The 10,110-nt window shown below is 68.2% G+C and carries 10 protein-coding genes and 1 tRNA gene; 7 read left to right on the top strand and 4 right to left on the bottom strand.

Annotated features, from left to right (window positions below; translation table 11 throughout):
• Positions 1–351, bottom strand: a 351-nt coding sequence (locus tag DQP56_RS08675) for a DUF309 domain-containing protein (protein ID WP_133258901.1), incomplete at its 3' end; no start/stop codon positions are given.
• Between the two features lie 21 nt (positions 352–372).
• The gene (locus DQP56_RS08670; protein ID WP_112684547.1) at positions 373–1,161 is read right to left on the bottom strand and encodes a class I SAM-dependent methyltransferase; all 789 of its coding nucleotides are present in this window, start codon (positions 1,159–1,161) and stop codon (positions 373–375) included.
• A 126-nt stretch (positions 1,162–1,287) separates the two neighbouring features.
• On the opposite strand from DQP56_RS08670, the gene DQP56_RS08665 reads away from it, so the two are divergent.
• The 3 genes from DQP56_RS08665 (at position 1,288) to DQP56_RS08655 (ending at position 4,240) form a co-directional block, all read left to right on the top strand.
• Positions 1,288–2,712 carry a serine/threonine-protein kinase gene (locus tag DQP56_RS08665; protein WP_112684546.1) on the top strand — a complete coding sequence of 475 codons (1,425 nt, stop codon included), beginning with the start codon at positions 1,288–1,290 and terminating at the stop codon, positions 2,710–2,712.
• 45 nt (positions 2,713–2,757) lie between these two features.
• A complete protein-coding gene (locus DQP56_RS08660) occupies positions 2,758–3,189 on the top strand; it encodes a pyridoxamine 5'-phosphate oxidase family protein (protein ID WP_112684545.1) in 432 nt (143 codons plus the stop codon).
• 190 nt (positions 3,190–3,379) lie between these two features.
• Positions 3,380–4,240 carry an SDR family NAD(P)-dependent oxidoreductase gene (locus tag DQP56_RS08655; protein WP_112684544.1) on the top strand — a complete coding sequence of 287 codons (861 nt, stop codon included), beginning with the start codon at positions 3,380–3,382 and terminating at the stop codon, positions 4,238–4,240.
• Positions 4,241–4,331: 91 nt separating this feature from the next.
• On the opposite strand, the gene DQP56_RS08650 is transcribed toward DQP56_RS08655, so the two are convergent.
• Positions 4,332–4,417, bottom strand: a tRNA-Tyr gene (locus DQP56_RS08650).
• A gap of 102 nt (positions 4,418–4,519) precedes the next feature.
• Between DQP56_RS08650 and DQP56_RS08645 the strand changes: the two genes are divergently transcribed.
• The 4 genes from DQP56_RS08645 to DQP56_RS08630 all read left to right on the top strand — a co-directional run bounded on the left by DQP56_RS08645 (position 4,520) and on the right by DQP56_RS08630 (position 9,251).
• Complete coding sequence (locus tag DQP56_RS08645) at positions 4,520–5,011, top strand: YajQ family cyclic di-GMP-binding protein (RefSeq protein WP_112684543.1); 492 nt, start codon at positions 4,520–4,522, stop codon at positions 5,009–5,011.
• 44 nt (positions 5,012–5,055) lie between these two features.
• A complete protein-coding gene (locus DQP56_RS08640) occupies positions 5,056–6,531 on the top strand; it encodes a flavin-containing monooxygenase (RefSeq protein ID WP_112684549.1) in 1,476 nt (491 codons plus the stop codon).
• 19 nt (positions 6,532–6,550) lie between these two features.
• Positions 6,551–7,576, top strand: a complete 1,026-nt coding sequence (locus DQP56_RS08635; RefSeq protein ID WP_112684542.1) for an NAD(P)H-dependent glycerol-3-phosphate dehydrogenase — start codon at positions 6,551–6,553, stop codon at positions 7,574–7,576.
• Positions 7,577–7,718: 142 nt separating this feature from the next.
• Positions 7,719–9,251: a SulP family inorganic anion transporter gene (locus tag DQP56_RS08630; protein WP_112684541.1), complete on the top strand. Its 1,533-nt coding sequence runs from the start codon at positions 7,719–7,721 to the stop codon at positions 9,249–9,251.
• Here DQP56_RS08630 and htpX read toward each other — a convergent pair.
• Positions 9,248–10,096 carry a zinc metalloprotease HtpX gene (gene htpX, locus DQP56_RS08625; protein ID WP_112684540.1) on the bottom strand — a complete coding sequence of 283 codons (849 nt, stop codon included), beginning with the start codon at positions 10,094–10,096 and terminating at the stop codon, positions 9,248–9,250. The genes DQP56_RS08630 and htpX overlap by 4 nt on opposite strands.
• Positions 10,097–10,110 lie beyond the last annotated feature (14 nt).

Raw genomic sequence — 10,110 nt, 5'->3', positions numbered from 1 at the left:
CACCGTCGCCAGCCGGTCGGCGCCGCGGCGCAGCAGGCTCACCGCGCCGATGACGTTGCCGCGCTGCACATGGGTGACACCAACGGCCAGCTGCGCCAAGCCCTGCCACAGATCGCGTTCGTCGTCGGGCCGGTGTTTCCAGGCGGCTTCGAGCACTTCGTGGGCGTTGAACGCCAGCCCGTCGTCGAGCAACAGCTGCGCGTAGGCCAAGGTCTGCGCCGGCGGCAGGTCGAGATCGTCGGGCACACCCTCGACGCCGCCCTTGCTGCCGCGTGGCAGCGGCCGTCCCAGCCGGTCGCGCGGGCGGGCGTTGCGAGGCCGGCCCGACTCGTCGCGGTCGCGGGTTGTCACCCGTCCATCATGACAAGTGCGTCACGCCGCCGGTTTGGCGGCGATGACCTCGATGGCGGCCATGTTCTTGCGGTGGCGGCGGAACGTCGCGCGCATGTTGAGCACCCGGGCCCGCGCGTCGGAGTCACGGATCACGTTGAACACGAACCGCAGCGCCCCGAACAGGCCCTCGTCGGCGATCAGCCGGTGCGGCTCCAGCAGCGCCATCGGCGCATAAGAGATCTTCTCCACCTCGAAACCGGCCTCGGTGAGCAGCTCGGACCACTCCGTAGCGGTCAGCGGGCGGGCGTTGACCTTGATGGAGCGCGCCAGCGCGGTGCGCACCTCGTCCTTGACGGTTTCGGGCACGTCGGTGGGCTGCAGCATCATCTCGTGGATGGCATAGCGGCCGCCCGGCCGCAGCACCCGGAAGGCCTCGCGCATGATCTCGAACTTGTGCGTGTTGGTCTGCATGGTCAGCATCGCCTCGCCGATCACCACGTCGGCACTGCCGGCGGCCAGCCCGGTCTGCGACGCCTCACCGGTCACGACCCGGCCCTTGTCGCCGACCACCGAGCGGACCACACCGGCGGCGTGGTCGTCGGCCTCGACTCCGGTGTAGCTGCCGGGCGAGTGCGCCAGGATGTCCCGTGCGGTGCGGCCCATGCCGGGGGCGAGTTCGACGACGTCGGCACCGGCCAGGTTCGCGTCGGTGAGCATCCGGTGGGTCAGCTCGAGCCCGCCGGGCCGCAGCACCCGTTTGCCGAGCCGGGCGAAGAGCCAGTGGCCGGGCAGGTCAGCGGTCTTGCGGTCGGGCATCGGAAGAGTCATGCGAGGAAGGTTAGCCTTACCAGCCCTACATTCGCCAGGGGACTTTAGACCCTAATTTTCCTTTTATTCCTGGGCGGGCGGTTCGGGCCGGCGCTCGGTGTCGGTGCCCGGCGATACGGTCGCGCCATGCTCACCGCAGGCTCGACGTTCGCCGGCTACCGCATCGTGCGGCAGCTCGGGTCGGGCGGCATGGGTGAGGTCTACCTGGCCGAGCACCCGCGGTTGCCGCGCCGCGACGCGCTGAAGGTGCTGCCCGGCCAGGTCTCGGCCGACCCGAATTTCCGGGAGCGGTTCAACCGGGAGGCCGACCTGGCGGCGTCGCTGTGGCATCCGCACATCGTCGGCGTGCACGACCGCGGCGAGCACGCCGGCCAGCTCTGGATCGCGATGGACTATGTTGACGGACCCGACGCCGACGCGCTGCTGCAACACCACCCGGGCGGGCTGCCGCGCGAGCAGGTGGTCGAGATCGTCACGGCCGTCGCGCAGGCGCTCGATTACGCCCATCAGCGCGGTCTGCTGCACCGCGACGTCAAGCCGGCGAATATCCTGCTGACCAAGCCGGGCGAGTCCGGCGACCGAATCATCTTGGCAGACTTCGGGATCGGACTGCGGGTCGACGAGGTCAGCGGCCTGACCGCCACCAACATGGCGGTCGGCACGCTGCGCTACGCCGCTCCCGAACAGCTGCGCGGTGAGGCGATCGACCACCGGGCCGATCAGTACGCGCTGGCCGCCACCGCCTATCACCTGCTGACCGGCAAGCCGCCGGTGCACCCCGACCCGGCCCGGCTGGAGGCGGCGCTGGCCCGGGCGCTGGCCGAGAATCCGGCCGACCGGTACGCCAGCTGCGCCGAGTTCGCCGCTGCGCTGCACACGGCCGCACCCGCGCCGTTGTCACCACCGAAGCGCCGGCGCCGGATTACCAAGGGGTGGGGGCTGTCCGCCGCGGCGTTTTTGGCGCTGTACCTACTCGGCAACACCTCGCAACCGGAACCGTCGGTGCCGGCCGCTGCCCCGGCCACGACCACCACATCGACGACGACCGTGACGGCACCGCCGCCCCCGCAGGTCATCCAGCCGCCGACCACCACAACACCACCACCGAGCAGCCCGACCGCAACCGTGACGCGCGCGGCCCCACTGCGCGACTCCTGGCAAGCCGATCCCGGCGGCACCCGGGTCGATTCGGCGATCGTCGGCCAGATCGGCTGGAGCAACTGCCTGGCCCGCTACCCGCGTGCCGACTGCGTGGCCGCCGCCGCCCAGATCGCCGGATCGCCGGACAGCACCGGACCGGTGTTCCCGCCGGGCACCTACACCATCCCCGACTACATGCCCTACGGCACCTACGGCGCCGGGGTGGGCCCGACCGGGTCGTGCACCTTCACCGTCTTCGACCGGTACGGCCGGGTCGTCAACACGGGCTCGCGGCTGATCACGCTGGGCACACCGACGGTCGAGATCGACCCGCGCGCCGAGCACGGCATGTTCGTCAGCTACGGCTGCACCCCGTGGGCGCGGACCAAACCGCTGCCCGGCGACTGGTGATCCGGCCGCCGGAATAGCTCGCCGTCCGCCGTCGTTCGAGCCGACATGCCCAAACCCTTCACCGAAACCGAACGTCAGCAATTCCTCGCCGACAAGCACGTCGCGGTGCTGTCGGTCGCCGCCGACAACGGCCGACCGCCGGCGAGTGTCCCGATCTGGTACGACTACCGCCCCGGCGGCGACATTCTGGTCAACACCGGCGCCGGCAACCGCAAAGCTCGGCTCATCGAGCGGGCCGGCGCGGTGACCCTGGTGGTGCAGCGCGAAGACCTGCCCTACCAGTACGTGATCGTCGAAGGCACCGTCGTCGATGCCACCACACCGGCGCCGCGCGAACCCCGGGAGGCGATCGCAGTCCGCTATCTCGGCGAGGAAGGCGGGCGCGCCTTCGCTGCGAACATGGACGGCGCTTCCAGCGTGCTGTTCACCATCCGGCCCGACCGCTGGTTCAGCGCGGATTTCTCCGGGGACCTGTAGGGGGCCAGCCCCCTGCGAATCCACATGGTTCCGCCCGAACACGGTCAACCAGGTCTGATAACTTGAGGTAGCTGTTCTCGAGCACAGCTGTGATGCCGAGCCGCTCAGGTGAATTGGCCATCTCTGCGGTTACGGGGAGAAGCCGCCGATCCGGCGGCATCCAGCGTCCTGACCAAAGGATTCGCACGATATGACACCGCTGCGCAGCGCGATGCGCCATTCGATCAACATCCTGACGAATCCGGTGCCCGTTCCACGCTGGGGGACCCGCTCGCTGTCCAGCCGTGTCGCCGGACGCGTCGTTCTCATCACCGGCGCCTCCAGCGGCATCGGTAGGCGGCTGGCCGAGCGGGTTGCGGCGGCGGGGGCCACGGCCGTCGTCACGGCCCGCCGAGCCGATGAGCTCGACCGCCTGGTGCAGGCGATCGAGGCCGCCGGCGGAACTGCACACGCGGTAGTCGGGGATCTGTCCAGCGAGGACGGCATCAACGAGGTCGCCGAAACGGTGCTCGAACGATTCGGCGCACCAGATGTTTTCGTCAGTAATGCCGGACGATCCATCATGCGCTCCGTCGCGGAGTCCGAACACCGACTCCACGACTATGAGCGCACCATGCGGCTGAACTACCTGGCCGGTGTGGGCCTGACACTGCGGCTTCTCCCCGAAATGCGTAGGCGCCGAAGCGGTCACATCGTGCACAGTTCCTCGATCGGGGTGCTGTCGAACCTCCCGACGTTCTCGGCGTACATCGGATCGAAGGCCGCGCTGGACGCCTTCTTCGGCGTCGCCGCGATCGAGAGCCTGCGCGACGGCGTCAAGTTCACCAACGTGCACCTCCCGCTGGTCGACACCGAGATGATCGCTCCCACCGACTGGAGCGGCTTCGCATCGCTGACCGTCGATCAGGCGGCCGATATGTTGGTCGACGCGATCAGGCGCCGGCCGCGGGCGGTCAACAATCCGCTGGGCTCGATGTACCTCGCAGCACACACGGTGGCCCCCGACACCGTGCGCCGGCTGCAGAACACGATGTTCCACGAGAACGCCTGAGCCGGTCGCCGAGCGAAAAGATCGCATCCGGGCCAACCGGCCGCGCACCTGCCCAAACCAATCAGGCCCCCTCGAAAGGAGGCCCGACCTGTGGTGGCAGGTGCAGGATTCGAACCTGCGTAGGCTTGCGCCGACGGATTTACAGTCCGCTCCCATTGGCCGCTCGGGCAACCTGCCGTATCGCGCCTAGCAGACTACAACGAGGATGGACCCGGGACACAAACGGGCAGCACAGCACCACAGCGCAGCACAGCACAGCACCAAAGAGAGGACAGGTTCGTGGCGGACTCATCGTTCGACATCGTCAGCAAGGTCGACCGACAGGAGGTCGACAACGCGTTGAACCAGGCCGCCAAGGAGCTGGCCACGCGGTTCGACTTCCGCGGCACCGACACCACCATCGCCTGGAAGGGTGAGGAGACCATCGAGTTGGTCAGCTCCACCGAGGAGCGGGTCAAGGCCGCCGTCGAGGTGTTCAAGGAGAAGCTGATCCGGCGCGACATCTCGATGAAGGCATTCGACGCCGGCGACCCGCAGCCCTCGGGCAAGACCTACAAGGTCAGTGGCGGCCTCAAGCAGGGCATCAACGCCGAGCAGGCCAAGAAGATCAACAAGCTGGTCCGCGACGAGGGCCCCAAGGGCGTCAAGACCCAGATCCAGGGCGACGAGATCCGGGTGTCGTCCAAGAAACGCGACGACCTGCAGGCCGTCATCTCGCTGCTCAAGGGCGCCGATTTGGACATTGCACTGCAGTTTGTCAACTACAGGTAGAAAGACCCTGCCCACCGGCCCGCCAAGTGCCTAGGCTGGTGACCGTGAACACACAGGATGTCGTCGACGTCGTCATCGTCGGAGCCGGGATCTCGGGTATCGGCGCGGCCTACCGCATCACCGAGCGAAATCCCGGCACCAGCTACGTCATCCTGGAGCGCCGTCAACGCATCGGCGGCACCTGGGACCTGTTCCGCTATCCCGGGGTGCGCTCGGACAGCAGCATCTTCACGCTGTGTCTGCCCTACGAGCCGTGGACCGGCCGGGAACGGGTGGCCGAGGGCCACGAGATCCGCGAATACCTGACCGACGCCGCACGCAAGCACGGCATCGACTCCCACATCCGGTTCAACAGCCACGTGACCGCCGCGGACTGGGATTCGTCGAGCGACACCTGGACGGTCACCGTCGACGAGGGGGGCACCACCCGGCGCTACCGCAGCCGATTCGTGTTCTTCGGGTCCGGCTACTACAACTACGACGATGGCTACACGCCGGAGTTCCCGGGTGTCGAGACCTTCACCGGCACAGTGGTGCACCCGCAGCACTGGCCCGAGGACCTGGACTACACCGGCAAGAAGGTGGTGGTGATCGGCAGCGGCGCCACCGCGATGTCACTGGTGCCGGCACTGACACAGCGGGCCGGGAAGGTCACCTTGCTGCAGCGCACGCCGACGTATCTGATCTCGGCGTCGAAGTACAGCAAGTTCGTCGACGTGGTGGCAAAGCTGTTGCCCCGCAAGGTGGCCCACCCGATCATCCGGATGACCATGGCACTGTTCGAGGGCTGGGTCTGGTTCCTGGCCCGCAAGACGCCGCCGATCCTGAAATGGATGCTGCGCCGCCAGGCAGTCAAAAACCTGCCGCCCGGGTACCCCGTCGACGTCCACTTCAAGCCGCCGTACCAGCCGTGGGATCAGCGGCTCTGCCTGATCCTGGACGCCGATCTCTACGGCGAGATCAGCGCTGGGCGACTGGAGATGGTCACCGACCGGATCGATCACTTCGACACCTCCGGTATCGCGCTGCAATCCGGCCAGCACCTCGACGCCGACGTCATCATCACCGCCACCGGCCTGCAGCTGCAGGCACTGGGCGGTGTCCGGATCAGCCTGGACGGCACCGAGATCAAGCCGGCCGACCGGTTCGTCTACAAGGCGCACATGCTCGACGACGTGCCGAACCTGTTCTGGTGCGTCGGCTACACCAACGCCTCCTGGACGCTGCGCGCCGACATGACCGCGCGGGCCACCGCCAAGCTGATCGACTACATGAACTCCCGCGGCTACACCCACGCCTACCCGCATCTGGGCGATGAACCGCTCACCGAGAAGCCCGCCTGGGACATTCAGGCCGGCTACGTGCTGCGCTCCCTGCACGCGCTGCCCAAATCCGGCACCAAACGGCCGTGGAACGTCCGGCAGAACTACTTCGCCGACGCCGTGGACTACCGCTTCGACCGGATCGACGAGTCGATGGTGTTCGGTCGGGCCGGCGAAAGCGAACCACTGGCGGGGTGAGCCGGGGTAACTTCGCCGCATGGCAGCAGCTACCCGCACCCCCAAGGTCGTCGTGCTCGGCGGCGGATCGTTCGGCACCACGGTGGCCTCCATCTGCTCGCGGCGCGCCCCGACACTGCAATGGGTGCGATCCGAATCGACCGCCGACGACATCAACACCAACCGGCGCAACAGCCGCTACCTGGGCAACGAGGTGGTGCTCAGCGAGACCTTGCGCGCCACTACCGATTTCGCCGAAGCCGCCCACAGCGCCGACGTCATCGTGATGGCGGTGCCCTCGCACGGCTTCCGGGGCGTGCTCACCGAGCTCGCCAGCGAGCTGCGGCCCTGGGTGCCGGTGGTGTCGCTGGTCAAGGGCCTGGAGCAGGGCACCAACATGCGGATGTCGCAGATCGTCGCCGAGGTGCTGCCCGGGCATCCCGCCGGCATCCTGGCCGGGCCGAACATCGCCCGCGAGGTCGCCGAGGGCTACGCCGCCGCGGCGGTACTGGCCATGCCCGACCCGTACCTGGCCGCGGAGCTGGCGTTGCTGTTCCGCACCAAACGGTTCCGGGTCTACACCAGCGATGACGTGACCGGTGTCGAGATGGCCGGAGCGCTCAAGAACGTCTATGCCATCGCGGTCGGGATGGGCTACTCGCTGGGGATCGGCGAGAACACCCGGGCCATGGTGATGGCACGTTCGGTGCGGGAGATGTCCAAGCTCGGCGAGGCGATGGGCGGGGCCCGCGACACGTTCTCCGGTCTGGCCGGCATGGGCGATCTGATCGTCACCTGCACCAGCCAGCGCAGCCGCAACCGCTTCGTCGGCGAACAGCTGGGCGCGGGCAAACCGATCGACGAGATCATCGCGTCGATGAACCAGGTCGCCGAGGGGGTACGCGCAGCCAGCGTGATCATGAAGTTCGCCTCGCAGTACGGGCTGAACATGCCGATCGCGCGCGAGGTCGACGGCGTGATCAACCACGGCTCCACCGTCGAGCAGGCCTACCGCGGGCTGATCGCCGAAACCCCCGGCCACGAGGTGGAGGGAACCGGGTTCTGACTGTGTGATCGCTGTGGGATTCACGTTGAGTGTGTAACCGATGTTTACTTTCCCGACACGTCATATTCCTGGTCCGGAAATACAAGATCAATAGTTTTCCCGCATCTCGGCAACACTGATGAGGGCAGGGGAACCAACCACGATGCTGACCGCGCGTAAAGCCGGCACCGACGTCGACCGACGATCAGACCGACCACGCACGATCCTGCGCTACGACCTGCCGGCATCCCTGGTGGTGTTCCTGGTCGCGCTGCCGCTGTCGCTGGGCATCGCCATCGCCTCCGGCGCCCCGGTGCTCGCCGGACTGATCGCCGCCATCGTCGGCGGCATCGTCGTTGGCGCGCTGGGCGGGTCACCACTGCAGGTGAGCGGGCCGGCGGCCGGGTTGACCGTCGTCGTCGCCGATCTGGTGAGCCGCTTCGGCTGGAAGGTGACGTGCGCGATCACCGTCGGCGCGGGTGTGCTGCAGATGGTGCTGGGGCTGAGCCGGGTGGCGCGGGCCGCGCTGGCGATCTCACCGGTGGTGGTGCACGCCATGCTGGCCGGCATCGGCATCACGATCACCCTGCAACAACTTCACGTGCTGCTGGGCGGTCAGTCGGCGAGTTCGGCGTGGGAGAACCTGGCCGGCCTGCCCGACGGGCTGATCGAGGCACACGGCACCGAGCCGGTGCTGGGCATCCTGGTCATCATCACCATGCTCGCCTGGCGGTCGGTGCCCGGCGCGCTGGGCCGAATCCCCGGGCCGCTGGTCGCGATCGTCGGGGCGACGGTGCTGACCGTGGTGTTCTCCCTCGACGTGCGTCGCATCAGCCTGGACGGGTCACTGCTGGACGCCGTGCAACTGCCCGGGCTGCCGCACGGCAACTGGACTGGCGCCTTCATCGGCGTGGTCATCGTGGCGTTGATCGCCAGCGTGGAGAGCCTGCTCTCGGCGGTGTCGGTGGACCGGATGCACACCGGGGCGCGCACCGACTTCAACCGCGAACTGATCGGTCAGGGCGCCGCCAACGTCACCTCCGGCATGCTGGGCGGCCTGCCGATCACCGGGGTGATCGTCCGCAGCGCCACCAACGTCAATTCGGGCGCGAAGTCGCGAGCGTCGGCGGTCCTGCACGGCGTGTGGATCCTGTTGTTCGCCCTGCCGTTCGCGGGGCTGGTTCAGCAGATTCCCAGTGCGGCACTGGCCGGCCTGCTGATCACCGTCGGGTTCCAGCTGATCAAAACGGTTCACATCGAAGCCGCTTGGCGCAGCGGCGATCTCGCGGTGTACCTGGTGACGGTGCTGGGCGTGGTGTTCCTCAACCTGCTGCACGGGGTGCTGATCGGGCTGGCCCTGGCGATGGTGTTGACCGGCTGGCGGGTGATCCGGGTGCAGATCGTCGCCGAGCACATCGGCGACGAGTGGTTGGTGAGTGTCTCGGGCGCGTGCACCTTCCTGGCGCTGCCCCGGCTGACGGGCGTGCTGGCGGCGATCCCGGCCGGCACGCATGTCACCCTCGACGTCTCGACCACCTACCTCGACCACGCGGCCGAGCAGGCTCTCGAGGACTGGCGGCGTCAGCATTGCGCCACCGGCGGCACGGTATACGCCCCCGGCGACACCACGGCGGACTCGGCGGCCGACGCAACCACACCGGCTGACCAGGTGCCGCAGCGCGCGGAAGCGCCTTAGCCCCGGGCCATCTCCTCGAGCCGGCGAATCCGGTCTGCCATCGGCGGGTGGGTGGAGAACAGCTGGCCGACCTTCTCCCCGACCCGGAACGGGTTGGCGATCATCAGGTGCGACTGGCTGGCCAGCTGCGGTTCGGGCGGCAGCGGCGCGGCCTGCACCCCGTCGGAGATCTTGCGCAGCGCCGACGCCAGCGCCAGCGGGTCACCGGTCAACACGGCACCGGACTGATCGGCCTGATACTCGCGCGACCGCGACACCGCCAACCGCACGATCGACGCCGCCAGCGGCCCCACCAGCGCGACCAGCAGCATCGCCAGCGGGTTGCCGTCGCGACGGTTGCCCATGAACATCGCCATGTTGGCCAACCCGGTGATCACCGAGGCCAGCGCACCGGCCACACACGAGATCAGGATGTCGCGGTTGTAGACGTGCGACAGCTCGTGGCCCAGCACCGCGCGTAGCTCGCGCTCGTTGAGCAGCCGCAGGATTCCGCTGGTGCAACACACCGCGGCGTGGCGCGGGTTGCGGCCGGTGGCGAACGCGTTGGGGGCATTGGTGTCGCTGACGTACAGCCGCGGCATCGGCTGGTGGGCGGCGGTGGCCAGCTCACGCACGATCCGGTACATCTGCGGCGCCTGGACCTCGGTGACCGGCTGGGCGTGCATCGCCCGCAACGCGAGCTTGTCGCTGTTGAAATAGGTGTAGACGTTCATCCCCACGGCGAACAGCACCGCCAGCCACATCATCTCCGGCCCGAACGCCCGGCCCACCAAGACGATCAGCCCCGACATGACGAGCAGCAGCAAGAACGTCTTCGCCGTGTTGCGATGCGGGTGCCAGGTCATCGACTTCCTCCTCG

The sequence above is a fragment of the Mycolicibacter senuensis genome (genome assembly GCF_003284925.1).
Lineage (GTDB): Bacteria > Actinomycetota > Actinomycetes > Mycobacteriales > Mycobacteriaceae > Mycobacterium > Mycobacterium algericum_A.
Note: the sequence above shows the minus strand (reverse complement) of the source record. Positions and strands in the feature narration are given on the sequence as shown.